General features: G+C 43.6%; 21 protein-coding genes and 1 other annotated feature (1 of these 22 running past the window's edge). Of the genes, 19 read left to right on the plus strand and 2 right to left on the minus strand.

All coding sequences use genetic code 11. The features are described from left to right. Window positions 1-11: a binding site (T-box leader), on the plus strand (it extends 237 nt beyond the left edge of the window). Between the two features lie 89 nt (window positions 12-100). The 13 genes from ileS (at window position 101) to pyrE (ending at window position 16354) form a co-directional block, all read left to right on the plus strand. Beyond that, window positions 101-2866 carry an isoleucine--tRNA ligase gene (ileS, locus tag ACQKIC_RS09640; RefSeq protein ID WP_427591075.1) on the plus strand — a complete coding sequence of 922 codons (2766 nt, stop codon included), beginning with the start codon at window positions 101-103 and terminating at the stop codon, window positions 2864-2866. Between the two features lie 208 nt (window positions 2867-3074). Beyond that, on the plus strand, window positions 3075-3545 hold the full coding sequence (lspA, locus tag ACQKIC_RS09645) for a signal peptidase II (RefSeq protein ID WP_402868205.1): 471 nt from the start codon (window positions 3075-3077) through the stop codon (window positions 3543-3545). Then, window positions 3538-4455 (plus strand): RluA family pseudouridine synthase, encoded by a 918-nt coding sequence (locus ACQKIC_RS09650; protein ID WP_402868207.1) that lies wholly within the window; start codon window positions 3538-3540, stop codon window positions 4453-4455. Before lspA ends, ACQKIC_RS09650 begins: the two co-directional genes overlap by 8 nt. 195 nt (window positions 4456-4650) lie before the next feature. Continuing rightward, a complete protein-coding gene (pyrR, locus tag ACQKIC_RS09655) occupies window positions 4651-5193 on the plus strand; it encodes a bifunctional pyr operon transcriptional regulator/uracil phosphoribosyltransferase PyrR (RefSeq protein ID WP_402868570.1) in 543 nt (180 codons plus the stop codon). Window positions 5194-5348: 155 nt separating this feature from the next. Continuing rightward, window positions 5349-6659, plus strand: coding sequence for a solute carrier family 23 protein (locus tag ACQKIC_RS09660; protein ID WP_402868208.1), 1311 nt, complete (start codon window positions 5349-5351; stop codon window positions 6657-6659). Between the two features lie 191 nt (window positions 6660-6850). Beyond that, window positions 6851-7786, plus strand: coding sequence for an aspartate carbamoyltransferase catalytic subunit (locus ACQKIC_RS09665; RefSeq protein ID WP_402956219.1), 936 nt, complete (start codon window positions 6851-6853; stop codon window positions 7784-7786). Beyond that, a complete protein-coding gene (locus ACQKIC_RS09670; RefSeq protein WP_407407294.1) occupies window positions 7749-9035 on the plus strand; it encodes a dihydroorotase in 1287 nt (428 codons plus the stop codon). Before ACQKIC_RS09665 ends, ACQKIC_RS09670 begins: the two co-directional genes overlap by 38 nt. Further along, window positions 9032-10138 (plus strand): carbamoyl phosphate synthase small subunit, encoded by a 1107-nt coding sequence (locus tag ACQKIC_RS09675; RefSeq protein WP_427591076.1) that lies wholly within the window; start codon window positions 9032-9034, stop codon window positions 10136-10138. The genes ACQKIC_RS09670 and ACQKIC_RS09675 overlap by 4 nt, the downstream gene beginning before the upstream one ends. Then, complete coding sequence (carB, locus tag ACQKIC_RS09680) at window positions 10117-13323, plus strand: carbamoyl-phosphate synthase large subunit (RefSeq protein ID WP_402956225.1); 3207 nt, start codon at window positions 10117-10119, stop codon at window positions 13321-13323. Before ACQKIC_RS09675 ends, carB begins: the two co-directional genes overlap by 22 nt. Beyond that, window positions 13320-14099, plus strand: coding sequence for a dihydroorotate dehydrogenase electron transfer subunit (locus tag ACQKIC_RS09685; protein ID WP_402956228.1), 780 nt, complete (start codon window positions 13320-13322; stop codon window positions 14097-14099). Before carB ends, ACQKIC_RS09685 begins: the two co-directional genes overlap by 4 nt. Next, the gene (locus tag ACQKIC_RS09690) at window positions 14096-15037 is read left to right on the plus strand and encodes a dihydroorotate dehydrogenase (RefSeq protein WP_427591077.1); all 942 of its coding nucleotides are present in this window, start codon (window positions 14096-14098) and stop codon (window positions 15035-15037) included. Before ACQKIC_RS09685 ends, ACQKIC_RS09690 begins: the two co-directional genes overlap by 4 nt. Next, on the plus strand, window positions 15009-15725 hold the full coding sequence (pyrF, locus tag ACQKIC_RS09695) for an orotidine-5'-phosphate decarboxylase (RefSeq protein WP_427591078.1): 717 nt from the start codon (window positions 15009-15011) through the stop codon (window positions 15723-15725). Before ACQKIC_RS09690 ends, pyrF begins: the two co-directional genes overlap by 29 nt. Continuing rightward, the gene (pyrE, locus tag ACQKIC_RS09700) at window positions 15719-16354 is read left to right on the plus strand and encodes an orotate phosphoribosyltransferase (RefSeq protein ID WP_427591079.1); all 636 of its coding nucleotides are present in this window, start codon (window positions 15719-15721) and stop codon (window positions 16352-16354) included. Before pyrF ends, pyrE begins: the two co-directional genes overlap by 7 nt. 283 nt (window positions 16355-16637) lie before the next feature. Here pyrE and ACQKIC_RS09705 read toward each other — a convergent pair whose 3' ends face one another. Then, complete coding sequence (locus tag ACQKIC_RS09705) at window positions 16638-17387, minus strand: FxLYD domain-containing protein (protein ID WP_402956233.1); 750 nt, start codon at window positions 17385-17387, stop codon at window positions 16638-16640. Between the two features lie 385 nt (window positions 17388-17772). Further along, window positions 17773-19500 (minus strand): Rqc2 family fibronectin-binding protein, encoded by a 1728-nt coding sequence (locus ACQKIC_RS09710; protein ID WP_427591080.1) that lies wholly within the window; start codon window positions 19498-19500, stop codon window positions 17773-17775. A gap of 323 nt (window positions 19501-19823) precedes the next feature. Here ACQKIC_RS09710 and ACQKIC_RS09715 point away from each other — a divergent pair, with 323 nt between their 5' ends. The 6 genes from ACQKIC_RS09715 (at window position 19824) to coaBC (ending at window position 26150) form a co-directional block, all read left to right on the plus strand. Then, window positions 19824-22502 carry a calcium-translocating P-type ATPase, SERCA-type gene (locus tag ACQKIC_RS09715; RefSeq protein ID WP_427591081.1) on the plus strand — a complete coding sequence of 893 codons (2679 nt, stop codon included), beginning with the start codon at window positions 19824-19826 and terminating at the stop codon, window positions 22500-22502. A gap of 152 nt (window positions 22503-22654) precedes the next feature. Continuing rightward, on the plus strand, window positions 22655-23530 hold the full coding sequence (locus ACQKIC_RS09720) for a YicC/YloC family endoribonuclease (protein ID WP_427591082.1): 876 nt from the start codon (window positions 22655-22657) through the stop codon (window positions 23528-23530). Between the two features lie 54 nt (window positions 23531-23584). After that, window positions 23585-23848, plus strand: coding sequence for an extracellular matrix/biofilm regulator RemA (gene remA / locus ACQKIC_RS09725; protein ID WP_034313813.1), 264 nt, complete (start codon window positions 23585-23587; stop codon window positions 23846-23848). Window positions 23849-23858: 10 nt separating this feature from the next. Then, window positions 23859-24473 carry a guanylate kinase gene (gene gmk / locus ACQKIC_RS09730; protein WP_402868230.1) on the plus strand — a complete coding sequence of 205 codons (615 nt, stop codon included), beginning with the start codon at window positions 23859-23861 and terminating at the stop codon, window positions 24471-24473. A gap of 3 nt (window positions 24474-24476) precedes the next feature. After that, window positions 24477-24683 (plus strand): DNA-directed RNA polymerase subunit omega, encoded by a 207-nt coding sequence (gene rpoZ, locus ACQKIC_RS09735; protein WP_402868232.1) that lies wholly within the window; start codon window positions 24477-24479, stop codon window positions 24681-24683. A gap of 264 nt (window positions 24684-24947) precedes the next feature. Next, window positions 24948-26150, plus strand: coding sequence for a bifunctional phosphopantothenoylcysteine decarboxylase/phosphopantothenate--cysteine ligase CoaBC (coaBC, locus tag ACQKIC_RS09740; protein WP_402868234.1), 1203 nt, complete (start codon window positions 24948-24950; stop codon window positions 26148-26150). Window position 26151: the final 1 nt, after the last annotated feature.

Consider the following 26151-nt stretch of genomic DNA (forward strand, 5'->3'; position numbering starts at 1 on the left):
TCGTCCCTTTTTCAGGGATGAGAAGGCTTTTTATTTTGTCTGCGAATCGGGTCAATCAACTCAAATGAAGTTATGGATAGATGGATGGAGGAATTTTATAATGGAATATAAAGATACTTTATTAATGCCTAAAACTGAATTTCCAATGAGGGGCAACCTTCCGAAGCGCGAGCCTGAAATTCAGGAAAAGTGGAAAGAGATGGACATCTATAAAAAAGTGCAAGAGCACACTGAAGGGCGACCGTTATTCATTTTACATGATGGACCTCCATATGCAAACGGTGATATCCATATGGGTCATGCCTTGAATAAAGTTTTAAAAGATTTCATCGTCCGTTTTAAGTCCATGAGCGGTTACCATGCACCGTATGTTCCAGGCTGGGATACGCACGGTCTCCCAATTGAAACGGCTTTGACTAAAAAAGGCGTGAACCGTAAAGAAATGAGCGTCGCTGAATTCAGAAAGCTATGTGAAGAATATGCATACGTACAGATTAACAATCAACGTGAGCAATTCAAGCGGATTGGTGTTCGCGGGGATTGGGATAATCCTTATATTACGTTAAAGCCTGAATATGAAGCACAACAGATCAAGGTTTTTGGTGAAATGGCGAAAAAAGGCTATATCTATAAAGGGAAGAAACCTGTTTACTGGTCCCCTTCGAGTGAATCGGCTCTTGCTGAAGCGGAGATTGAATACCAAGATAAACGTTCGGCTTCAATCTATGTAGCATTTGAAGTGACTGATGGTAAAGGTGTCATTGATGAAGGTGTAAAAATCATCATTTGGACGACAACACCATGGACGATTCCGGCCAACCTTGGAATTTCCCTACATCCACAATTGAATTATGTGGTCGTTGCAGTGGAAAATGAAAAATACTTAGTGGCAGAAGCCTTATTGGAATCTGTTAAAGAAACGCTTGGATGGGAAAACCCAACTATCGAGAAAACGGTAAAAGGCAGTGAGTTGGATCGTGCTGTAGCGAAACATCCTCTATATGATCGTGAATCACTAGTGATGTTAGGTGAGCATGTAACGACTGAAGCTGGAACAGGTTGTGTTCATACAGCTCCAGGACACGGGGAAGATGACTTTATCATCGGTCAGAAATATGGCTTGGATGTTCTTTGCCCAGTCGATGAAAAAGGTGTCATGACTGAAGAAGCAGGGGAGTTTGCTGGATTATTCTATGATAAAGCAAATAAAGCGATTTCCGAAAAATTAACTGAAGTGGGAGCCCTGTTGAATCTTACATTCATCACACATTCATTCCCACATGACTGGCGGACGAAGAAGCCGACGATCTTCCGTGCAACTGCACAGTGGTTCGCTTCAATCAAGGACTTCCGTGATGATTTGTTGAAGGCAGTCGAAGAAACGAAATGGGTACCGGCATGGGGTGAAACACGCCTATTCAATATGGTCCGTGACCGAGGAGATTGGTGTATCTCCCGACAACGTGCATGGGGTGTGCCAATTCCAGTATTTTACGCAGAAAATGGCGAACCAATCATCACGGACGAAACAATCAATCATATTTCAGAATTATTCCGTGAGCACGGTTCAAATATCTGGTTTGAAAAAGAAGCAAAAGATCTTCTACCACAAGGCTTTACACATGAAGGAAGTCCAAACGGTATCTTCACTAAAGAAACGGATATCATGGATGTATGGTTCGACTCCGGTTCTTCCCATCAAGCGGTTCTTGAAGAAAGAGAAGAACTTCAACGTCCGGCTGACCTTTATCTTGAAGGGTCCGATCAATATCGCGGTTGGTTCAACTCATCACTTTCAACAGGTGTTGCCGTGACAGGAAAAGCACCATATAAAGGTGTACTTAGCCATGGGTTCGCATTAGACGGCGAAGGACGTAAAATGAGTAAATCTATTGGTAACGTGGTCCTTCCATCTAAAGTTATGAACCAGCTTGGTGCTGATATTTTACGTCTTTGGGTTGCTTCTGTTGATTATCAATCTGACGTTCGGGTTTCAGATCCTATCTTAAAACAGGTTTCCGAAGTGTATCGTAAAATCCGTAATACATTCCGCTTCCTACTAGGAAATCTGGATGGCTTTAATCCGGAAACGGATAAAGTGGCGGTAGAAGATTTGCGTGAAGTGGATCAATATATGCTAGTAAGATTGAATAAGCTGATCACTCAATCAAAACAAGGCTATGAAAATTATGAATTTGCTACCATTTATAATATGGTCAACAATTTCTGTACGCAGGATTTAAGTTCGTTCTATCTTGATTATGCTAAAGACATTCTTTATTGTGAAGCGCCAAACGGGAAAGACCGTTTAGCAATCCAAACTGTCCTTTATGAGTCCTTAATCAGCTTAACGAAATTAGTGTCTCCAATCCTGTCTCATACTGCGGATGAAGTATGGACGTTCATTCCGGGTGTAACGGAAGAGAGTGTACAGTTGACATTGATGCCTGAGGAAATCTCTGTGGATAATGCCGAAGCGATTGAGGAAAAATGGACGGCATTCATGCATGTTCGTGATAATGTCCTGAAAGCATTGGAAGAAGCACGTAACCAAAAAGTAATCGGGAAATCACTGAACGCAAAAGTGACCGTTTATGTAAACGAAGAGACAAGGAATCTTCTTGATAGTATCGAGGAGAGCTTTGAACAGTTATTCATCGTATCCGAATTTGATATCGCGGGCGATGTGGCCAGTGCCCCATCCGAAGCTGTTAAACTTGAGGATATGGCCATCCTGGTAACTAAAGCAGAAGGAGAAACTTGTGAACGTTGCTGGAATGTTTCTCAAGATGTAGGTCAAGTGGAAGAACATCCAACACTTTGCCCACGCTGTGCAACAGTCGTGAAAGAGCATTATACGAATTAATCATTTTAGAACGACCGGTTCCCAGTTAATATGGGAGCCGGTTTTTTATTTGAAATGAGAGCGCATTTGAATAAAGACCGGAATAAAGTTCCTTTCTATTCTAATATTCTTCACCAACTGCTAGATGTAATGCTTTTGGTATTAGTCATTATTTCTAGTTTATGCTACAATTCAAAAGTGAAGATTTGATTAGTTTGGGGGAAGAAATGTGTTTTATTACTTAATTGCCCTTTTGGTCATAGCTTTCGATCAGCTGACAAAATGGATGATTGTGAAAAAAATGGAGTACGGAGAAAGCATTGAAATTATTGAAAACCTTCTATATATTACCTCGCATCGTAACCGTGGGGCAGCATGGGGAATTCTACAAGGTCAAATGTGGTTTTTCTACATCATCACCATCGCTGTCATTATTGGAGTCGTCTATTATATTCAGAAAATGGCGAAGAACAGCCGTCTGCTTGGAGTTTCCCTAGGTCTTATGCTAGGTGGGGCAATAGGAAACTTCATTGACCGTGTTGCTCGCCAGGAAGTAGTCGACTTTGTCCATACTTATATTTTCAGCTATAGTTTCCCGGTATTTAATATTGCCGATGCCGCCCTTTCGATTGGTGTCGTGCTGCTCGTGATTCACATGTTCTTGGAAGAAAAAAACGCTAAGGAGAAAGATAATGGATAAAAAGCTATACAGCATCGACGAAACACTAAAAGGTACAAGGATTGACAAGGCTCTATCTACTTTAAATGAGGAATGGTCACGCACTCAAGTTGCACAATGGATCAAAGATGATCATGTGTTAGTGAACGGGGCTGCCATTAAGTCCAATTATAAATGTAGCATAGGTGACGAAATTGAAGTGCTGATTCCGGAACTTGTGGAGTTGGATGCAGTCGCTGAAGAAATGGATTTGGATATCTATTACGAAGATGAAGACGTACTGGTTGTCAATAAACCGAGTGGTATGGTTGTCCACCCTGCACCGGGGCATGTAACAGGTACTCTTGTTAATGGGTTGATGGCCCATTGTAAGGATCTTTCTGGAATCAATGGCGTTATGCGTCCAGGTATTGTCCACCGTATTGATAAGGATACATCAGGTTTATTGATGGTTGCGAAAAATGACATGGCACACGAGAAACTTGTTCAGCAACTTGTTGATAAAACAGTAACCCGTAAGTATCAAGCTGTGGTCCATGGAGTGATTCCCCATGATTTCGGAACGGTTGATGCCCCGATAGGCCGTGATAAAAAAGACCGTCAGAGCATGACGGTTACGGATTCAAACTCTAAAAATGCGGTAACTCATTTCCGTGTGGTTGAACGTTTCACCGCGTTTACATTAGTAGAGTGTCAGCTTGAAACAGGACGGACCCATCAAATCCGTGTTCATATGAAATATATTGGATTCCCTCTTGCAGGAGATCCTAAATATGGTCCTAAAAAGACGTTGAAATTGGACGGACAAGCGTTACACGCAGGTCTTCTTGGTTTTGTTCATCCACGGACGAATGAATATATGGAGTTTGAAGCGCCAGCTCCTAAAGAATTTACGGAGCTAATCGAACAACTACGTAGAAGTAGTATTTGACAAGACTATTTTTATGAGATAGTATTATATTAACTTAATGAGAACCTTTAACACAGTCCAGAGAGACTGAGAAGGAAACGGATAGCAAAAGGGGAACATATACCCTTTTTTAGGAAAATCCTCACACCTTCTTGGTGTGAGGATTTTTTGTTGAAGGAGAGCTCTCACAGTTCAAAAGAAATTGAGGTGGTCCATTTGAATGAGAAAGCAATCGTGCTTGATGAAAAGGCCATCAGCAGAGCCTTGACGAGAATTGCACATGAGATTATTGAAAAGAATAAAGGGATTGAGGATTGTGTCTTAATCGGGATTAGGACCCGGGGGATCTTCCTTGCTGATCGACTTGCCAAGCGCATCGGTGAAATAGAAAATAAAGTAATTCAATTAGGTGAATTAGACATAACGCTTTATCGTGATGATTTATCGAAAAAGACGAACGATGGTGAACCGGTTGTAAAAGGCTCGGACATTCCGGTCCCAATAACTGATAAGAAAATCATCTTAGTGGACGATGTACTATTTACGGGAAGAACCGTAAGAGCTGCTATGGACGCTTTGGTGGATATGGGAAGACCTTCGCAAATCCAACTTGCTGTATTAGTTGATAGAGGCCATAGGGAACTTCCAATCCGTGCCGATTATGTCGGTAAAAATATTCCAACTTCACAATCCGAGAAGATTACGGTCACTTTAACGGAAGTTGACGAGCTCGATCAAGTCACCATACTAGCGAAATGAAAAATTAAATATTGCCCTTTTAAAAACGGTCCAGAGAGGCCGGCAAAGGGAGTGAAATGGAAAGGGACCTTAGCCTGACAGGTATAGGGCAGGCCCATCCGTGAAACCCTCTTTGTATATGCTGCAAAGAGGTTTTTTTTTGTGGCTTAGATGCAATGTTCATAGGGGGAAAAGAAATGGAAGACGAAAGAAAAGACATCATCCTCGACGTGGAAGACGTACCAAGGTTTGGTCAATGGGTGACATTAAGCATCCAGCACCTGTTTGCGATGTTTGGTTCAACGGTGCTAGTGCCATTCCTGGTCGGTCTGAGCCCTGCGGTAGCATTGGTTTCCAGTGGGGTAGGGACATTATCATACTTATTAATTACGAGAGGCCAAATCCCTGCTTATCTTGGTTCATCATTTGCTTTCATAGCACCCATAATCGCGGCCAAGTCACTTGGTGGACCGGAAGCGGCCATGATCGGCTGTTTTGTAGCAGGACTCATATATGGAATAGTGGCGTTGGTCATTCATAAAGTCGGTTTACGCTGGTTGATGGTTCTATTGCCACCGGTGGTCGTCGGTCCCGTCATCATAGTAATCGGGCTGAGCCTCGCTGGGACAGCAGTTGACATGGCCATGTATGATCCGCAAGACAAGTACAGCGTTACTTACATCATCATAGCACTCATCACCTTGGCAGCTACGATTATCTGTAACGTGTTTTTTAAAGGCTTCCTTAACCTGATTCCAATATTGATGGGGATCATAGTCGGATATGGCTGCTCGGCAATTGCAGGCATTATCGATTATGGACCGATTGAAACGGCAAAATGGTGGGAAATGCCGGAATTCATGATTCCTGGAATAACCTATACACCCACCTTTTCATGGGAAGTCATCGCCATCATGGTCCCGGTCGCCATCGTCACCTTATCTGAACATATCGGACACCAAATGGTATTAAGTAAAGTGGTAGGTAGAAACTTTTTGGAAAAGCCGGGTTTACATCGATCCATCCTTGGTGACGGCGCAGGCATCATGATCGGTTCCATTATCGGGGGACCGCCACTTACATCGTATGGAGAAAATATCGGGGTTCTGACGATGACAAAGGCATTTAGCGTCTACATCATCGGTGGTGCGGCTTTGACTGCTATGATCTTCGGTTTCAACGGGAAGATTTCAGCGGTGATCGGATCAATACCAACGGCCGTCATGGGGGGGATTTCCATTCTTCTCTTTGGTATCATCGCTTCAAGCGGTTTAAGGATGTTGATTGATAATAAAGTGGATTTTGATAAAAAACGTAATTTGATGATTGCTTCGGTCATCTTAGTAATTGGGATTGGTGGAGCATTCGTACAATTATCCGCAAATGTTTCTTTATCCGGAATGGCGCTATCAGCAATAGTGGGGATTGTACTTAACTTGGTATTGCCGGACAGAGAAAAAGTGACCGGAAACATCTTTGAAAAATAAACATTAAATAAATCACCTTTTAAAAGAAGTCCAGAGAGACTTAGAAGGGTGTTGCAGTAAAGACGGAAGAGGAAAGGAAAGGGGGAATTTCCCGAGTACTCCAAGTCTTTATGACCTTCACCCTGTCCTTAAATGACGGGGTTTTTTTATGCCCCGCATCACAAAAAAAGATTGTGAAAGGAGCAGGAATGATGAAAAAATTATTGACGATGAATGAGCTATCTTTAACTGAAATCGAAACGATCTTATACGAGGCAGAGGGGTTTGCCAATGGAACGAACTGGATGCCTATGCAGCAGACGATGGTCGCCAATCTGTTCTTTGAGCCAAGCACGCGAACCAAATCAAGTTTTGAAATGGCTGAAAGGAAATTAGGACTTGAGGTCATTCCTTTTGATGCGGGGACATCATCCGTGTTAAAAGGAGAAACCTTATACGACACAGCGAAAACATTTGAATCGATTGGAGTCAAAGCTCTCATCATCCGTCATGAGCAGGACAACTATTTTGATGAGTTGAGAGGCAAATTACATATCCCCATCATCAATGCGGGTGATGGTTGCGGAAATCATCCGACACAGTCTCTGCTCGATTTATTGACGATAAAGCAAGAGTTTACTAGTTTTAAAGGTCTGAAAATTTCGATTATTGGAGATGTTAGGCATAGCCGTGTGGCTAAATCCAATGCAGACGCACTCACCCGCCTAGGTGCAGAAGTTGTATTCTCAGGTCCTCCCGAATGGTTTGACGTAAACAATGGATTGGCGAAATACGAAGATATCGATCAAGCTGTAGCGACAGCGGATGTGGTCATGTTGCTCCGAATCCAACATGAAAGGCATAGTGATAAATATGACGTGGAAAATGGGGAGTATTTGAAAAGGTTTGGCTTGAATAAGATTCGTGAAAAAACGATGAAACCATGTGCCATCATCATGCATCCAGCCCCCATTAACCGCGGAGTTGAGATTGACAGTGATTTGGTCGAATGCAGCCGCTCAAGAATCTTCAAACAAATGCAAAATGGCGTTTTTATCAGAATGGCTGTGTTAAAAAATGTGCTTGAAAAAAATAAGGGAGGAAACACTCATGAAAACTGTCATCAAAAATGGAGTATTGCTAGATAATCAAAATCAATTCAAGAAAGCAGATATAGAAATAGAGGGAAGGTTCATCACGAAAATAGGGGAGAACCTGGCTACGGAAGATAGTAAAGTAGTAGATGCTGATGGGCTGCTTGTTACAGCAGGATTCATAGATCTTCATGTACATTTACGTGAGCCGGGGGGAGAACATAAAGAAACCATTGAAACGGGAACCTTGGCGGCGGCCAGAGGTGGCTTTACGACAGTAGCAGCCATGCCCAATACAAGACCTGTACCTGATACTGTGGAGCACCTTGGGGCGTTGAATAAAAAAATTGAAGAAACGGCACATGTTCGCGTGTTGCCCTATGCTTCGATCACGATTAGAGAAGCTGGCAAGGAGCTGACTGATTTTTCAGCACTGAAGAAGACAGGGGCATTCGCCTTTACGGATGATGGTGTTGGCATTCAAGAGGCAGGAATGATGCTTGAAGCGATGAAGCGGGCAGCTGCCATTGATATGGCTGTGGTCGCCCATTGTGAAGATAATAGCTTAATCAATAAAGGCTCCGTTCATGAGGGGAGATTCTCCAAAGAAAATGGAATCAATGGAATTCCTTCTGTATGCGAAGCTGTACATATTGCCCGTGACATATTGCTTGCGGAAGCGGCAGGCTGCCATTACCACGTCTGCCATATATCAACGAAAGAATCGGTAAGAACCGTAAGAGACGCTAAACGTGCCGGTATCAAAGTCACTGCGGAAGTGACCCCACATCATCTATTACTTTCAGAAGATGATATACCAGGGCTTGATACGAATTATAAAATGAACCCTCCTTTAAGGGGACGCGAAGATCGTGATGCTTTAATCGAAGGCTTGCTTGATGGAACCATCGATTTCATCGCAACAGACCATGCCCCTCATAGCGTCGAGGAAAAAAAGCAAAGGATGCAGCTTGCTCCATTCGGAATTGTAGGTCTAGAAACGGCCTTCCCGCTGCTTTATACGGAATTGGTCAAAAAAGAAATCATCACTCTGAAACAGTTGGTAGACTTCCTGACCATCAAACCAGCTGATTGCTTCTCGCTTCCATTCGGCCAGCTAAAAGAAGGAGTTGTGGCAGATATCACGTTAATCGATTTGAATGCAAAACAGGCGATCAATAAAGAAGAATTCGCTTCAAAGGGAAAAAATACACCTTTCCATGACAAGAAATGTCAGGGGTGGCCGGTCATGACGATTTCAGAAGGAAAGTTAGCTTGGGAAAAAGGACGTGTTCAGGGATGAAAAGACAGCTTATTTTAGAAGATGGTACGGTTTTCATTGGCGAAGCATTCGGTGGAGACGTGGAGAAAATCGGGGAAGTCGTATTTAACACAGGGATGACAGGCTATCAAGAAATTTTATCTGATCCATCTTATTGTGGTCAAATTGTTACTTTGACATATCCGCTAATTGGGAACTATGGAATCAACCGAGACGATTTTGAATCGATCAATCCAGCCATAGCGGGATTCGCCGTGAAGGAAACTGCAGAATTTCCTTCTAACTGGCGCAACCAATTATCACTTGATGACTATTTGAAAATGAAGAATATCCCTGGAATCTCCGGGATTGACACGAGAAAGCTGACAAGGATCATCAGAAAGACAGGTGCTCTTAAAGGGGCGCTCTGTAATATGAATAAGAAGGCCGATGAGGTTATTGCCCAGCTTAAAGCAACGGTACTCCCGACCACTCAAGTGAAACAGGTATCTACTAAAACGGCCTACTCAAGTCCAGGTAGGGGACCGCGAGTGGTTCTAGTCGACTACGGAATGAAGCATGGTATTTTACGAGAGTTGACGAAACGTGGGTGTGACGTCGTGGTCGTTCCTTATAACATCACGGCACAGGAGATCATGAACTATCATCCGGATGGAGTGATGCTGTCCAATGGACCTGGAGACCCAAAAAGCGTTCGGGAAACGTTAGAAATGATTCGGACAATCCAGAAAGAAGTCCCACTATTCGGAATTTGCCTGGGCCATCAGCTGTTCGCGCTTGCAAACGGGGCAGATACAGACAAACTAAAATTCGGTCATCGCGGATCCAACCATCCAGTAAAGGATCTTCGTACGGGAAAAGTGTCCATTACTTCGCAAAATCACGGTTACACAGTCGAAACGGATTCAATCGAACATACCGACCTTACCGTTACACATACTGCCTTGAATGATGATACCATCGAAGGTTTACGCCATAAACATTACCCGGCCTTTACGGTTCAGTACCATCCGGAGGCGTCACCAGGACCGGAAGACGCCAATTATCTTTTCGATGAATTTTTACGGAACATTGAAGTTGCCACTACAAAGGGGGAAGAAACATGCCAAAACGCACAGATATAAAAAGCATCTTAGTTATTGGTTCTGGTCCAATCGTAATCGGCCAGGCCGCTGAGTTCGATTATGCAGGAACTCAAGCATGCATCGCATTAAAAGAAGAGGGCTACCGGGTAATTCTGATCAACTCAAACCCCGCGACGATCATGACCGACAGTGAAATGGCTGATGCGGTTTATATCGAACCGATCACCCTGGAATTTGTTAGTAAAATCATCCGCAAAGAGCGTCCGGATGCCTTGCTTCCGACTTTGGGCGGACAGACGGGATTGAATATGGCCGTAGAATTGGCCAATGCGGGGATATTGGAAGAATGCAACGTCCAGATTCTGGGCACGAAACTTTCTGCCATCCAACAAGCGGAAGATAGGGATTTGTTCCGCACGTTAATGAATGAACTCGATGAGCCGGTTCCGGATAGCGACATTATACATAATTTAGATGAGGCCTATGCGTTCGTGGAACGAGTCGGCTATCCAGTCATCGTTCGCCCCGCGTTCACATTGGGGGGAACAGGAGGCGGTATCTGTGAAGACGAAGAGCAATTGATTGAGATTGTTGAAGGCGGCTTGAAAAGCAGCCCTGTCCATCAATGCCTTCTTGAGAAAAGCATTGCCGGTTTTAAAGAAGTGGAATATGAAGTGATGCGAGACTCCAATGATAATGCGATAGTCGTATGTAATATGGAGAACTTCGATCCAGTCGGTGTACATACAGGTGATTCGATTGTTGCGGCACCAAGTCAAACGCTAAGTGACCGAGAGTACCAAATGCTTAGGAACACGTCATTGAAAATCATTCGTGCCTTGAAAATCGAGGGTGGTTGTAACGTTCAGCTGGCCCTTGACCCAGATAGCTACCAATACTATGTGATTGAAGTCAATCCACGGGTAAGCCGTTCATCGGCACTCGCATCGAAAGCGACAGGATACCCGATAGCCAAACTTGCGGCTAAGATTGCAGTCGGTTTGACGCTAGATGAAATGATGAACCCGGTTACGGGCAAAACGTATGCCAGCTTCGAACCGGCGCTAGATTATGTCGTCACGAAAATCCCTCGGTGGCCGTTCGATAAATTTGAAAGTGCCAACCGTAGACTCGGCACGCAAATGAAGGCAACTGGAGAAGTCATGGCGATTGGCCGAACATTCGAGGAATCGATACTTAAAGCTGTTCGTTCCCTTGAAGCCGGGGTATTTCACCTCGAGTTGAGTGAGAATTTCAATGATGAATTAATTGAAAAAAGAATCCGGAAAGCGGGAGATGAACGGTTATTCTATATCGGTGAGGCATTAAGAAGAGGAAAAACGATTGAAACCATTCACGAATGGAGTCAAATCGATTTATTCTTCCTTCATAAACTGAAGAAAATCATCGACTTTGAACAAGAGTTACGTACTCATATTTATGACACGGAAGTCCTGCAGAAGGCTAAAGAGCTTGGCTTTTCCGACAAAACCATTTCGGAAATCTGGGAAGTCGCTGAAATCAATGTATATGAATATCGAAAACAGCATGGAATCATACCAGTCTATAAAATGGTTGATACTTGTGCCGCAGAATTCGAATCAGAAACGCCGTATTTTTACGGAACGTATGAAGAGGAAAACGAATCGGTGGTAACGGATAAAAAAAGCGTCATCGTACTGGGGTCTGGTCCGATCCGAATTGGTCAAGGTGTAGAGTTCGACTATGCGACCGTACATTCCGTGTGGGCCATTAAGGAAGCGGGCTATGAAGCAATCATCATCAATAATAATCCTGAAACGGTATCAACAGATTTCAGTATTTCCGATAAGCTTTACTTCGAGCCGTTGACACTTGAAGATGTGATGCATGTCATCGACTTGGAGAAACCAGAAGGGGTCATCGTCCAATTTGGCGGGCAGACCGCCATCAATCTTGCAGAGGGATTAGTTCATCGGGGTGTAAAAATACTCGGTACCTCTTTAGAAGACCTGGACCGTGCGGAGAATCGAAACAAATTTGAGACAGCGCTCCAAGAAATGGGCATTCCACAGCCTAAAGGGAAAACGGCCACGTCCGTCGAAGAAGCGATCATCATTGCTGAAGATATCGGATACCCGGTTTTAGTAAGGCCTTCCTATGTACTCGGAGGAAGGGCGATGGAAATTGTCTACAAACAAGAAGAGTTGCTGCATTACATGAAAAATGCGGTGAAAATCAATCCGGAACACCCGGTACTGATCGATCGGTATCTAACGGGTAAAGAAGTGGAGGTCGACGGCATTTCGGATGGCAAGACCGTGGTAATCCCTGGAATCATGGAACATATCGAACGGGCAGGGGTTCATTCGGGCGATTCGATTGCCGTCTATCCGCCCCAAAGCCTGACGGATAAGCAAAAAGAAGTGATCATCGATTACACCACCAGATTGGCAAAAGGATTGAAAATCATTGGTTTGCTGAACATCCAATATGTCATCAGTAATGACGAAGTGTATGTCATTGAAGTGAATCCACGTTCAAGTCGTACGGTACCATTCTTAAGTAAAATCACAAATGTACCCATGGCGAACCTCGCAACGAAGGTGATTCTGGGACAAAGCCTTGAAAGTCACGGGTATCAGTCAGGAATGGTTCCCGAACAAACCGGGGTCTATGTAAAAGTGCCTGTCTTCTCTTTTGCTAAATTGAGAGGAGTGGACATATCACTCGGGCCTGAAATGAAATCGACTGGGGAAGTCATGGGGAAAGATAGTACACTTGAAAAGGCCCTATACAAAGGACTTGTCGCTTCCGGCTTCACCATACAAAGCCATGGAACGGTCTTGTTAACCATATCGGATAAAGATAAGCAGGAAGCACTTCAATTAGCCAGACGCTTCCATAACATCGGCTTCAAGCTAATTGCCACAAGTGGAACGGCGAATATGCTGGAAGAGTCGGGCATCCCAACTGCTGTCGTAGGAAAAATCGGAGAAGAAGGCAGGAATCTGTTGGATGTCATCCGTCATGGCGAAGCCCAGTTCGTCATCAATACATTGACAAAAGGGAAGCAACCGGAGCGGGATGGGTTCAGGATTCGACGTGAATCGGTTGAAAATGGAGTTACCTGCTTGACATCATTGGATACAGCAGAAGCCATTTTAAGAGTGATCGAATCCATGACATTCTCGACGGAAGCCATGGGAAAGACGAAAAAAAGTCGTGAGGTGAGCTATACATGATCAAGAAGGAAACAATGAAGGTGTTGACACATAAAGAGCTGGCTCCATCTATCTTTGAGCTAACCCTACAAGGTGAGTTAGTTTCTGAAATGAAGCAGCCGGGGCAATTTGTCCAAATTAAACCGACGGAAGGTACCGAGCCGCTGCTAAGACGCCCGATTTCGATTTCTTCTTACAATAAAAGCAAAAAGGAATTCACGATGATTTACCGGGCTGAAGGGAAGGGAACAACATTATTGTCCCAGCGGAAGCAGATGGAAGGGGTAGATATTCTCGGCCCACTTGGCAACGGCTTTCCGGTTGATGAAGCGAAAGCTGGGGAGATTGCATTGTTGGTCGGTGGGGGGATAGGCGTCCCTCCCCTGTTCCAGCTCTCAAAAATGCTGGTTGCCAGAGGCGTTCGGGTTATTCATGTGCTTGGTTTCCAAACGATGGCTGCCGTTTTTTATGAAGAAGAGTTTAGTGAATTAGGAGAGACATATATTGCAACGGTGGATGGATCATATGGGACAAAAGGATTCGTTACGACGGTAATCGAGAAGCTGGGTGCGGAATTTGAAACGGTCTTTTCCTGCGGGCCAACGCCGATGTTGAAGGCGTTGGAAGCGGGGTATAGCGACAAAAAACTTTATCTATCGCTAGAGGAAAGGATGGGGTGTGGCATCGGTGCTTGTTTTGCCTGCGTATGTCACACTGCAGACGATCCGGAAGGCTTTAGTTATAAGAAGGTATGCAGTGACGGACCCGTATTTCGTTCAGGAGAGGTGGTACTATGAGCAGATTATCGGTAGAACTACCCGGTTTACACTTAAAAAATCCGGTCATGCCAGCTTCGGGCTGTTTTGGATTCGGGCGTGAATACAGCCAGTTCTTTGATTTGGATATATTGGGAGCCATCATGATTAAAGCGACCACACCAGAGCCTCGTTTTGGCAATCCGACACCGCGTGTCGCTGAAACCTCCTCAGGGATGCTGAATGCAATCGGATTGCAAAACCCGGGTCTGGATAAAGTCATCAGTGAAGAATTGGCGTGGCTCGATAAATATGATGTGCCGATCATCGCAAACATTGCCGGATCCCATATAGCCGATTATGTGAAAGTTGCCCGGGACATAAGCAAGGCAGAGAATGTCGTGGCACTTGAATTGAATATCTCCTGCCCGAATGTGAAAGAAGGCGGCATCGCTTTTGGGACGATTCCCGAAGTTGCAAAGGAAGTAACTAAGGCAGTAAAGGAAGTTTCCTCGGTCCCTGTTTATGTGAAGCTTTCTCCCAATGTCAGCGATATTGTAGCCATGGCCACAGCGGTTGAAGAGGGAGGGGCCGACGGTCTGACAATGATCAATACGCTAGTCGGCATGCGGTTGGATTTAAAAACGGGTCAGCCGATCCTTTCAAACAAGACTGGTGGATTGTCTGGTCCTGCCATTAAACCAGTCGCACTTAGGATGATTTATGAAGTGAGTCAGCAAGTTTCGATTCCAATCATTGGTATGGGCGGCATCTCTTCTGCGGAGGATGTCATTGAATTTTTCTATGCAGGTGCAAGCGCAGTTGCGGTGGGAACAGCAAACTTTGTGGATCCCTTTGTGTGCCCGACGATTATTGAAGAATTGCCCAAATTGTTGGATGAGTTAGGATTTGAGCATATTTCGCAATGTACCGGAAGGAGTTGGAAGCAGAATGAAGCAATCGTTAATCATCGCGCTTGATTTTCCTAGCCTGATTCAAACGAAGCAATTTTTACAACATTTTCATTCGGAGAAACTAGCAGTTAAAGTCGGGATGGAGTTGTTTTATCAGAACGGACCGGGAATCATTTCATTTGTAAAAGAACAAGGGCATGATATTTTTCTGGATCTGAAGCTCCATGATATCCCTAATACAGTCAAAATGGCAATGAGGGGGCTTGCTACATTGAATGTGGATATGGTGAATGTCCATGCGGCCGGCGGAAGCAGAATGATGGAAGCGGCACTTGAAGGCCTTGATAGTGGAACGGCTACCGGAGAAAAACGCCCATTATGCATAGGGGTGACCCAACTGACAAGTACGTCACAGGAACAAATGAATTTCGAACAAAACATCAACGGAACACTTGAAGATGCAGTACTGCACTATGCAAAGCTCTCAGGCCAGGCCGGCCTTGATGGTGTTGTCTGCTCGACGCATGAAGTAAGAAGGATCCATGAACATATCAGCGACCAATTTATGACGGTCACGCCAGGCATCCGTAATGCAGGTGGACCAACACATGATCAACACAGAATAGCCACTCCTGAGCAGGCAAGGATCATAGGGTCCGATGCAATCGTGGTAGGAAGAGCAATAACATCTGCAAAAGATCCATTACAAACATATTTAGACATGAAGGCATCTTGGGAGGGAATTCGATGTTAAACCAATTAATTGCAGAACGACTTTTAGAAATCAAAGCGGTATTCCTACAGCCAAATGAACCATTCACGTGGGCATCTGGAATCAAGTCACCCATTTATTGCGATAATCGTTTGACCCTTTCCTATCCAGCGGTTCGGAATGAAATCGCCGAGGGATTGAAAAAGTTGATTGAACAGAACTTCCCGGATACTGAGCTAATCGCTGGCACCGCCACGGCTGGAATACCGCATGCCGCTTGGGTGAGTGATAAAATGGATCTGCCGATGTGTTATGTCCGCTCGAAAGCGAAGGAACACGGAAAGGGCAATCAAATTGAGGGGCGTGCTTTGTCAGGTCAAAAAGTGGTTGTCGTTGAAGATTTAATATCTACAGGCGGTAGCGTCATCACGGCAGTAGACGCTCTTAGAAAAGCAGGATGCGAGGTCCTTGGGGTCGTTTCCATCTTTACATACGAATTAGAAAAGGGAAAAGAAAAGTTTACTGCTGAAAACATTACGAACTACTCCTTAAGTGATTATTCCTCATTGATTAAAGTGGCTAATGAAAAAGGCTATATTACTGCAGGGGAACTGGAAAAGCTAAAAAAATGGCGTGAAAATCCCGAAGACTCCGCCTGGATTTCTGCATAAATAGAGCTAATGGGTTGATGTTTGATAGGTACGCTTAAACAGCACCACGTATTCTCTACTGAATATGGGGTGCTGTTTTATACTTTTTTGGTACCGTACCCCCATGACACATATACTATGCCATTACAGTTTTGGCTATGGTGGAAGTAAAAGGGGGTGATCAGGGTTCGTATTAACATAAAAAAGCACACCACTAATACAAGCGGTGTACCAAAGTTTGTTTCATGTGGAAACATTCTAGTTATCACTTTTTTAATAAAATAGCCTTTTTTATACTATTAAATTACCACTTCCAACTGTAAGCAACAGTTTTTACTTCTTTCGCTTTTCCTTTGACGGTAGCTGGAAGTTCTGGATAGTTCAGTTCGAATGCCGTTTTTCCACCTGCATTCAACCCAATATCTAATGAACCATTCAATACGCCTACCAATTTCCCTTCTCCATCATATAAACCAGATGCCAAACGAATGTCATCCGCTTTTTCATCCCCGTCATTTATCACATTCCCTGTGACAGAATAAGGATTATCTGAAAAATCACCGCTCAAAGCGTTCAACTTAACATTTTCCGTTTTTAAATAGGCTGGTTCCTCATCTGTTGTATCGAAATCTATATTAGAATACGCTTTATTGACCAATTTAGGGTCTTTCACAGAATCTAAAATAGTGGATTCACCAATATACGCCGTTTCACCTGGCATGATGACATCAGGTGTAGCCGTTATCATACTGGCCGTACCAAGGACGCTTCCGTCTTCCCCTTCAAAATTAATTTGGATATCACTTAACGAAGCAGGGGCATTTCCGGTATTTTTCACTTCGGCAGAATAGTTCACCCAAACAGAATCAATAGAATCTTTCCAAGCACCGAATGTTTCTTGCATTATTTCTACTTTCGCTTCTTTTTTATCTTTTTGTTCAGCTTTTGTATTGGTAGAAGAACCTTTCTCAGTTGAAACAGTTTGTTCCTCACCTGAACAGGCAGTCAATAGTAAAACCACCAACAAAAGACTCATACTCCATATTTTTTTCATTGAAATAATTCCTCCCTTTTACAACAGGAACTATATTACCATAGTTTTTACGGATTTGGTTGAAAAAATCAAACCTTCAGTGCTTTACAAATGATGGACTAGAGAAGCATAGATCTTTGAATAGGTATTTATTCCATCTCGATTTCTAAAATATGTATTTATTTTTTTGTTTTACTATTTAACAAGACTTTCGACCTGGTGACATTCAAGGCATCGTTTTTTCATGAGATCAAAAGGGCCCTTCTCTTTACGATTTCTATTAGTATATTCTTCACTTTTACCATCTCTAAGATGATGCTTCAACCAAAATAAAAACTGCACCCCGCTTGTTAGGTCATGTCTAACAAGCGGGGTGCAGTTCACAGGGTATTGTTTTTATTAATACTTATCCTTTTACGTGTGTCGCTTCTTTTAAAGAAATGACCGTATCGGCATCAGGGGTAACATAAACGGTTTGCTGTTGTTCATAGATGACAAACCCAGGTTTCGATCCATTTGGTTTCTTCACATGGCGAACTTGGGTGAAATCGACAGGCACCGAACTTGATTGCTTGGCTTTGCTGAAGAATGCAGCTAAAGCGGCCGCTTCCTTTATCGTATTTTCACTTGGTGATTCATTCCGAATCACGACATGTGAGCCGGGAATATCCTTCGTATGAAGCCAGATTTCATCACGACGGGCAAATTTATTCGTCAAGTAATCATTTTGCTTATTATTTTTCCCGACAAATATGAGGTCTCCATCACTACTGTAATAAGTCTCAAGCTGCGGTTTGGCATTGGCAGGTTTTTTCATGCCCTTTTTCTTTTTCTGGCGGATGTAGCCTTCTTCTTGTAGTTCTTCGCGTATTTCCTCGATATCTTTTGGTGAGGCAGACTGCAATTGCTGATGCAAGGCTTCAAAGTAAGCCAATTCCAGTTGGGCTTTTTCGATTTGCTCTTGGACGACAACGACCGCATTTTTGGACTTTTGATACTTTGAAAAGTACTTCTGTGCATTATCAGATGGGTTTTTTAATGGATTAAGCGGGATAACGACAGTCTCTTGATCTTCATTGTAATAATTGATGACCTCGATTTCCTTCATGCCTTTTTTCATTTGATATAAGTTGGCTGTCAGCAATTCACCGAACAGTTGGTATTGTTCCCCGCGTTCCGTTTCCTTTAGCGTACGTTCCAATTTTCCGATTTTTTTTGAGTTTTTTTCTATTTCATTCGTAATGAAGCGTTCTATATCCTGGCCCTTTTGCTTGACCCGGTCCCGTTCGGCTTTCCCGAAGTAATAGCGGTCAAGCATCTCGCTTAAGGATGGAAATGACCTTTCTTTACCCGTCAGGTGATTCAGAGAAAGCATATAGAAAACTTCTTTACTGCCATCTTGTTTGATGGTCGGGACATACTCTCGATCTGCAATCTCTTTTATGAGGCTAGAGAAAGCAGGTGGAAGTGTCGAACTGTTCGCCAAACCAGCACGGTAAACGGCCTCTTTAGCCGCTAGGGGTGAAACTCCTGAGAAATGGGCTACTAGCTGACGGTCAAGCTTTCCAGCATTAAAGTCCAGCGATTTCCTTATATCATCGTCAGTGGAGTCAAATGGATTTTGCTTCTCCTGTTCTGGGGGGAGAATGTATTCCTGGCCAGGTAATATCGCCCGGTGGCTGTTCACAGCGTGTGATACATGTTTGATGCTGTCTAAAATCATATTCCGCTCTTTATCAACTAAGATGATATTGCTGTGACGACCCATAATTTCGATGATTAGCTGTTTCTGGGAAACATCGCCCAGTTCATTTCTACCTTTCACTTCGAGGATGATCATCCGATCTAGCTCATGTTGATAGATGTCCTCGATTGTATATCCTTCCAGATGCTTCCTGAGCAGCATGCAGAACATTGGTGCCTCTTTCGGATTTTCATAGCTTTCTTCTGTCAGCTGTACCCTTGAATAGCTCGGGTGTGCAGATAATAGTAGCTTTTGATTTTTACCTCCAGCCCGAACCACCAGTATGATTTCGTTTTTATAGGGCTGATGCACTTTATTGATGCGCCCGCCTTTTAATAAAGAAGCGATTTCTTCCGTTATCGCTTTCGTGAATAATCCATCGAATGACATTCATTTTACTTCCTTTACATAAGATTTTCTATAAGGCTCTTTCAATAGCCGTTTTAAAATGGTTGCCTATATTACTGGAATAAACATGGGAATGAGTCTATTCCTGACATTCATTAATCCATCGGTAGGTCGGATAATCCGTTTGTGCAATTTCAGATTAATTATAGCATTTTTTTGGACGAGTCTGAATAATCATGGAAGAAGAGCAGTTGTTTTATGTAGTTTAGTATGCAGGCGGATGAGGGTGAGCAACGCTAAGTGCCTGTTTTGAGCATGTATACTGGGGCCTATTTCATTCTATTCAAAGGGATGTGTGATACTCGATGGAGTTCAAGGAAATGAATAAGCAAGAAATGGAGAAGGCGCTTCAAACGGACGTGAAAGCTGGTTTGAATGAGAAAGAAGTAAAGGACAGGCTGAACAAGCAAGGATTCAATGAACTGAAAGAAGGGGAAAAGCAATCTGCCATTTTACTGTTCTTCGCTCAATTTAAAGATTTTATGGTCATTGTCTTGCTTGCGGCAACCTTGGTCTCTGGCATCTTGGGTGAATATATCGATGCGATTGCCATCATTGCCATTGTTTTTTTAAATGGGGTACTTGGGTTTTTTCAAGAACGTAAGGCTGAAAAATCATTGGATGCCTTAAAGGAAATGACAGCCCCACAGGTTCAGGTATTAAGGAACGGGCAATGGCTGAAGATCCCTTCAAGGGAAGTGGTAGTAGGGGATATCTTGAAATTTGCAAGCGGGGACCGAATAGGGGCAGATTTACGGATCGTCGACCATTCCAGCCTTGAAATTGAAGAATCAGCTCTAACTGGCGAGTCCATTCCAGCCGTGAAATGCTCCGATCCATTAATGGGCGAGGCGGAAAGCATCGGGGATCAGGAAAATATGGCGTTCATGGGAACGATGGTCACTAGAGGAAATGGTATTGGAATTGTTGTCGCGACAGGAATGAACACAGCAATGGGGAAGATAGCGGACCTTCTTCAAACAGCAGAAACCAAGGAAACGCCACTACAACGACGATTGGAACAATTGGGAAAAATCTTAATCATTACCGCGTTGATCTTAACTGGAGTCGTCGTATTAACGGGTGTCCTTCAAGGGCATGATCTTTATACCATGTTTTTAGCCGGTGTTTCCTTGGCTGTTGCGGCCATCCCGGAAGGCTTGCCTGCCATTGTGACAGTAGCCTTGTCTCTTGGCGTTCAACGGATGATTAAACAAAAGGCCATTGTTAGGAAGTTGCCTGCGGTTGAAACGCTTGGATGTGCCACGGTGATATGTTCCGACAAAACTGGAACATTGACCCAGAATAAAATGACGGTTACGAAAATTTGGAGTGGCGGGAAGACATGGGATGTAAGTGGGACAGGATATCATCCGACTGGGGAGTTTTCTTCAGGAGGAGTTTCGGTCGCTCCAAAAAATGAAAAGGCTCTCCTCCAAATGGTGACATTTGGGATTCTTTGCAACAAAGCCGAGGTAAATGAGAGAGGAAAAGGATATGTCCTTGACGGAGATCCGACAGAAGGCGCGATGGTAGTAGCGGCGATGAAGGCGGGTTTGACGAGGGAGCATTTGTCAAACCAGTTCACGATCGTGAGGGAGTTTCCATTCGATTCTGAAAGGAAGATGATGAGTGTTGTAGTCAAGGATGATAAAGAAAACCATTTTGTCGTAGTAAAAGGGGCACCAGATGTTTTGCTAGCCCAGAGTGATACGATTTTAGTGGACGGTAGAACGGACCCGCTAAATCGGGAAAACAAGGAACGGGTTCAACTGAAAATGAATGAGCTTGCATCAAGTGCACTTCGGATGATTGCAGTGGGTTACAAACCACTTTCAAAGGGAACCATTCTACTCCATGAGACAGAGGCCGAACTGAATTTGACCTTCATGGGGCTGCAGGGCATGATAGACCCACCTCGTCCTGAAGTGAAACAAGCAGTGAAGGAATGCCGGGATGCGGGAATTAAAACGGTCATGATAACGGGCGACCATGTTATAACAGCCAGGGCTATTGCTAAAGATCTTGGTATTTTAAGAGGGAAAGACCGTGTACTCGAAGGTCATCAATTATCGGCGATGGAAGTTGACGAGCTCGAAGAAATCGTTGAAGGAGTGTCTGTGTTCGCCCGTGTTTCCCCGGAACATAAGTTGAAAATCGTGAAGGCTTTACAGAATAAAGGACATGTTGTTGCGATGACGGGAGATGGCGTCAATGACGCTCCGGCAATAAAGTCGGCCGATATCGGTATATCAATGGGCATCACGGGTACAGACGTCGCAAAGGAGGCTTCTTCCTTGATTTTGGTCGATGATAATTTCGCCACGATTAAATCGGCTATTAAAGAAGGAAGGAACATCTATGAAAACATTCGGAAGTTTATCCGGTATTTGTTGGCATCGAATGTTGGTGAAATTCTTGTCATGTTTTTCGCCATGCTTTGTGCCTTGCCTTTACCATTGATTCCCATTCAAATCCTATTCGTCAACTTGGTGACGGACGGACTCCCGGCGATGGCTTTGGGTCTCGATGATCCTGAAGAAGATGTGATGAAAAGGAATCCGAGAAATGCTAATGAAGGGGTTTTTGGGAGGGGACTAGGCTGGAAAATCCTCTCACGTGGTTTTTTAATTGGGATCTCGACGTTAATTGCCTTTTATGTGGTATATCGTGCGAATCCTGATAATCTTGCATATGCACAGACCATCGCATTTGCGACCCTTGTACTTGCCCAGTTGATCCATGTTTTTGACTGTCGGAGTGAAAAGTCCATTTTCTCAAGAAATCCGTTTGGCAATCTGTATTTAGTGGGAGCAGTGCTCTCTTCCCTGTTGTTAATGCTTGCTGTCATGTATGTACAGCCGCTACAGGCAATCTTTCACACCGTTCCGATTTCGGGCAGGGATTGGCTATTAGTGGTAGGAATGTCATCAATCCCAACTTTTTTACTGGCGGGAACCTTTTTAGCAAGAAAAGCACAATAAAATATGATATAATCTTTTAGGTGATAGAGTCTTTCTCTATTACCTTTTTATTTTTAGAACCTTTTATTTATACTGATCATGACGTGAAAATGCTGATATAGATTGAATGAACATACCAAGTTACTACATTATGTTTGATTGGAAGTGGAGACATGGTTACCAGTATGACGGGCTATGGAAGAGGAGAATCACAAAACGAACAGGTCAAGGTCTTTGCAGAAATCAAGACCGTCAACCATCGTTTCTGCGAATATACGATTCGAATGCCGCGCCAGCTGTTGGTTCTGGAAGAAAAAGTGAAAAAAATGGCGAGTGAATACATAAGAAGGGGACGGGTGGAACTCTTCATAACGGTCGAAGGGAAAAGCCTGGTTTCTAAAAATGTTGATATCGATTGGAATCTTGCAGATCAATATGTAAGCCTGATGGATGCAGTGAAGGGGAAATATAACCTTGGCGGTTCCATTTCGCTTCAAGATATACTGCAACTCGAATCGATTTTCTTGATGGAAGAAGTAGCGACCGTTCCTAGTGATTTGGAAAAGTTGCTTATGGAATCAGTAAAGGGTGCCCTAGAAAACCTGAAACAAATGCGTGTTCAGGAAGGACAGGGGCTGGCCAGTGATTTGCAAAGTCAGTTAAAGAAGTTTGCTGAGATTGTAGCGGGGGTTAAAACCTATGCGCCTTCTGTTGTAAAGCAATATAAGGATCGACTGACAATAAAGCTTTCCGAGTTGACTGATGGAATGATTGAAAATAGTCGCATTGTCACAGAGGCGGCCATATTTGCGGATAAATGTGATATAAATGAAGAATTGACTAGGCTCGATAGCCATGTGCAACAGTTTTCGGATACCCTTAAGCAAGGCCAACCGATTGGGAGGAAATTGGATTTTCTCGTTCAAGAGATGAACAGGGAAGTCAATACGATCGGTTCAAAGGCAAATGACTCAGCCATTACAAAAGAAGTGGTTGAAATGAAAAGCCTGCTTGAAAAATTGAAGGAACAGGTTCAAAATATCGAATAATCGGTTTATGATAACCCTGTCAAGGCGACAATAGAATATGAATGGGGGACAAAAATGTCAATTAAGCTCATTAATATTGGTTTTGGTAATATCGTTTCCGCAAATCGGATCGTATCCATTGTAAGTCCTGAATCTGCTCCAATAAAAAGGATTATCCAGGATGCCCGTGATCGCGGATCATTAATAGATGCTACATACGGCAGAAGAACAAGGGCCGTTATTATTACAGACAGCGACCATGTCATCTTATCCGCCGTTCAACCGGAAACGGTTGCAGCAAGGCTTCAAGATCGAGATGATAGCGTAGAAGAGGGGTAACTGAAAGATTATGAGAGAAAAAGGTTTATTAATTGTTTTGTCCGGCCCATCAGGTGTGGGTAAGGGTACCGTAAGAAAGGCAATCTTTTCTCAGCCGGGTACGGCATTCGAGTATTCAATTTCGATGACGACACGACTTCCACGGCAAGGTGAGGTGGATGGGGTAGATTATTTCTTTAAAAAGCGTGAGGATTTCGAAGCGTTGATTGAAGAAGGAAAGCTCCTGGAATATGCGGAGTTCGTCGGCAATTATTATGGAACACCTGTTGATTATGTCCGAGAAACGATTGATTCCGGAAAAGATGTTTTTCTTGAAATCGAAGTACAAGGAGCTAGGCAGGTTCGGGAAAAGTTTCCTGAAGGCCTATTCATTTTCCTTGCCCCGCCAAGCTTGAGTGAACTTGAAAGTCGGATCGTAACCCGTGGTACCGAGACGGAGGAAGCGATCAAAGGGCGCATGAAGGTGGCTAAAGAGGAAATAGAGCTTATGGATCTGTATGATTACGTCGTTGAAAATGACCATGTAGATGCTGCTTGTGCTAGAATTAATGCAATTGTAATTGCCGAACATTGCCGTCGGGAAAGAGTTGCTGTTCTTTATAAAAAAATGTTGGAGGCGGAATAAACTATGTTATATCCATCTATTGATTCATTATTACTGAAAATCGATTCAAAATACTCACTTGTATCTGTGGCAGCCAAGCGTGCTAGAGAAATGCAAATTAAAGATAACTGCATGATTGCTAAACCAGTTTCTCACAAATCAGTCGGTCGTGCCCTTGAAGAAATCTATTCTGGTAAATTATCATATGATAATTCATCTGAAGTAAAATAATTGAACACTTAAGCTTGACCTATCGGGCCTGACACCCTAACAGCAAACAGGATGCGTTACTTTTGGAACTTGCTTCCTTCCTGCGGCAAAGGTGTGTCAGGCCTGTTTGTTTTGATTTTGGATAGGAGCAAACAAACAGCAATCCAAAAAGCGGTTATGGACTTTATTGATACTTACCAAGGTTCTTGCGCATATATAATGAAATTTTACCTGTAAACCTTCATAATTAGTTAATAATAGAATGTATAGTTAGGGGAAATTTGCATGCTAATCGATAAAAAGGTTCTACTTTGTGTCACTGGCGGAATTGCTGTATATAAGGCTGCAGCCCTGACCAGTAAACTGACGCAGGCAGGGGCTCACGTTAAGGTGATCATGAGTGCCTCGGCGCGCCAATTCGTGACGCCTCTTACCTTTCAGGCACTTTCAAGACATGATGTTTATACCGATACATTTGATGAAAAAGATTCCTCGGTCATTGCCCATATCGACCTTGCTGATTGGGCGGATATTGTCCTGGTGGCGCCTGCCACAGCGAATGTTATTGGCAAGATAGCCAATGGCATCGCGGATGATATGATCACGACCACGTTGCTTGCAACGGAGGCCCCTGTTTGGGTAGCTCCGGCTATGAATGTCCATATGTACGCTCATCCGGCTGTGCAGAAGAATATGGAGACGCTTCGTACGTTTGGTTATCAATTCATAGAGCCCGGTGAAGGGTATTTGGCTTGCGGCTATGTAGGAAAGGGAAGACTGGAAGAACCGGAAACGATTGTACAACATCTACAAGAATACTTTGGGGAAGTTGGCTTGAAACCACTTAAGGGTAAGAAATTCTTAATCACGGCGGGGCCTACCCGTGAAGCAATCGATCCTGTACGCTTCGTGACGAACCATTCTAGTGGCAAGATGGGCTATGCCATTGCCGAGCAGGCAGCCAATCAGGGAGCCGATGTGACCTTGGTCACCGGGCCCGTGAGTTTGGCTCCGCCTTCGAAGGTGAAGGTCATTCCCGTCGAATCAGCCGCAGATATGTATGAAGCGGTGTTTGAGCAATTTGACTCGAGTGATGTGGTAATTATGACGGCTGCGGTTGCCGACTATAAACCCAAATTCTATCATGAACAGAAAATGAAAAAACAGCCTGGTGAAAATGTGATTGAATTTGAACGGACAAAGGACATTCTTATGGAATTGGGCAAGAATAAGACTCATCAGCTCTTAGTCGGTTTTGCAGCCGAAACGAATAATGTGGAAGAGTATGCAAAAGGGAAATTGGTGAAGAAGAATGCCGATATGATCGTAGCCAATAATGTTACGGTATCGGGTGCAGGCTTCGGCACGGATACAAATATTGTTACGATCTTTAATAAGGATGGGCGTTCCATCGAACTTCCAAAAATGAGTAAAGCGGATATCGCCAAAAGTATTTTGGCAGAAGTATCCTGCATGCAAAAGGATTGAT

Origin of the sequence: Peribacillus sp. NPDC046944 (genome assembly GCF_050272735.1) — a bacterium.
GTDB lineage: Bacteria > Bacillota > Bacilli > Bacillales > DSM-1321 > Peribacillus.

What these genes read in the sequence shown, in the direction of transcription:
- ileS (WP_427591075.1), top strand. Translation starts at nt 101, where the DNA reads ATGGAATATAAAGATACTTTATTAATGCCTAAAACTGAATTTCCAATG.
- ACQKIC_RS09650 (WP_402868207.1), top strand. Translation starts at nt 3,538, where the DNA reads ATGGATAAAAAGCTATACAGCATCGACGAAACACTAAAAGGTACAAGG.
- ACQKIC_RS09660 (WP_402868208.1), top strand. Translation starts at nt 5,349, where the DNA reads ATGTTCATAGGGGGAAAAGAAATGGAAGACGAAAGAAAAGACATCATC.
- ACQKIC_RS09665 (WP_402956219.1), top strand. Translation starts at nt 6,851, where the DNA reads ATGAAAAAATTATTGACGATGAATGAGCTATCTTTAACTGAAATCGAA.
- ACQKIC_RS09670 (WP_407407294.1), top strand. Translation starts at nt 7,749, where the DNA reads ATGAAAACTGTCATCAAAAATGGAGTATTGCTAGATAATCAAAATCAA.
- ACQKIC_RS09675 (WP_427591076.1), top strand. Translation starts at nt 9,032, where the DNA reads ATGAAAAGACAGCTTATTTTAGAAGATGGTACGGTTTTCATTGGCGAA.
- carB (WP_402956225.1), top strand. Translation starts at nt 10,117, where the DNA reads ATGCCAAAACGCACAGATATAAAAAGCATCTTAGTTATTGGTTCTGGT.
- ACQKIC_RS09685 (WP_402956228.1), top strand. Translation starts at nt 13,320, where the DNA reads ATGATCAAGAAGGAAACAATGAAGGTGTTGACACATAAAGAGCTGGCT.
- ACQKIC_RS09690 (WP_427591077.1), top strand. Translation starts at nt 14,096, where the DNA reads ATGAGCAGATTATCGGTAGAACTACCCGGTTTACACTTAAAAAATCCG.
- pyrF (WP_427591078.1), top strand. Translation starts at nt 15,009, where the DNA reads ATGAAGCAATCGTTAATCATCGCGCTTGATTTTCCTAGCCTGATTCAA.
- pyrE (WP_427591079.1), top strand. Translation starts at nt 15,719, where the DNA reads ATGTTAAACCAATTAATTGCAGAACGACTTTTAGAAATCAAAGCGGTA.
- ACQKIC_RS09705 (WP_402956233.1), bottom strand. Translation starts at nt 17,387, where the DNA reads ATGAAAAAAATATGGAGTATGAGTCTTTTGTTGGTGGTTTTACTATTG.
- ACQKIC_RS09710 (WP_427591080.1), bottom strand. Translation starts at nt 19,500, where the DNA reads ATGTCATTCGATGGATTATTCACGAAAGCGATAACGGAAGAAATCGCT.
- ACQKIC_RS09715 (WP_427591081.1), top strand. Translation starts at nt 19,824, where the DNA reads ATGGAGTTCAAGGAAATGAATAAGCAAGAAATGGAGAAGGCGCTTCAA.
- ACQKIC_RS09720 (WP_427591082.1), top strand. Translation starts at nt 22,655, where the DNA reads ATGGTTACCAGTATGACGGGCTATGGAAGAGGAGAATCACAAAACGAA.
- remA (WP_034313813.1), top strand. Translation starts at nt 23,585, where the DNA reads ATGTCAATTAAGCTCATTAATATTGGTTTTGGTAATATCGTTTCCGCA.
- gmk (WP_402868230.1), top strand. Translation starts at nt 23,859, where the DNA reads ATGAGAGAAAAAGGTTTATTAATTGTTTTGTCCGGCCCATCAGGTGTG.
- rpoZ (WP_402868232.1), top strand. Translation starts at nt 24,477, where the DNA reads ATGTTATATCCATCTATTGATTCATTATTACTGAAAATCGATTCAAAA.
- coaBC (WP_402868234.1), top strand. Translation starts at nt 24,948, where the DNA reads ATGCTAATCGATAAAAAGGTTCTACTTTGTGTCACTGGCGGAATTGCT.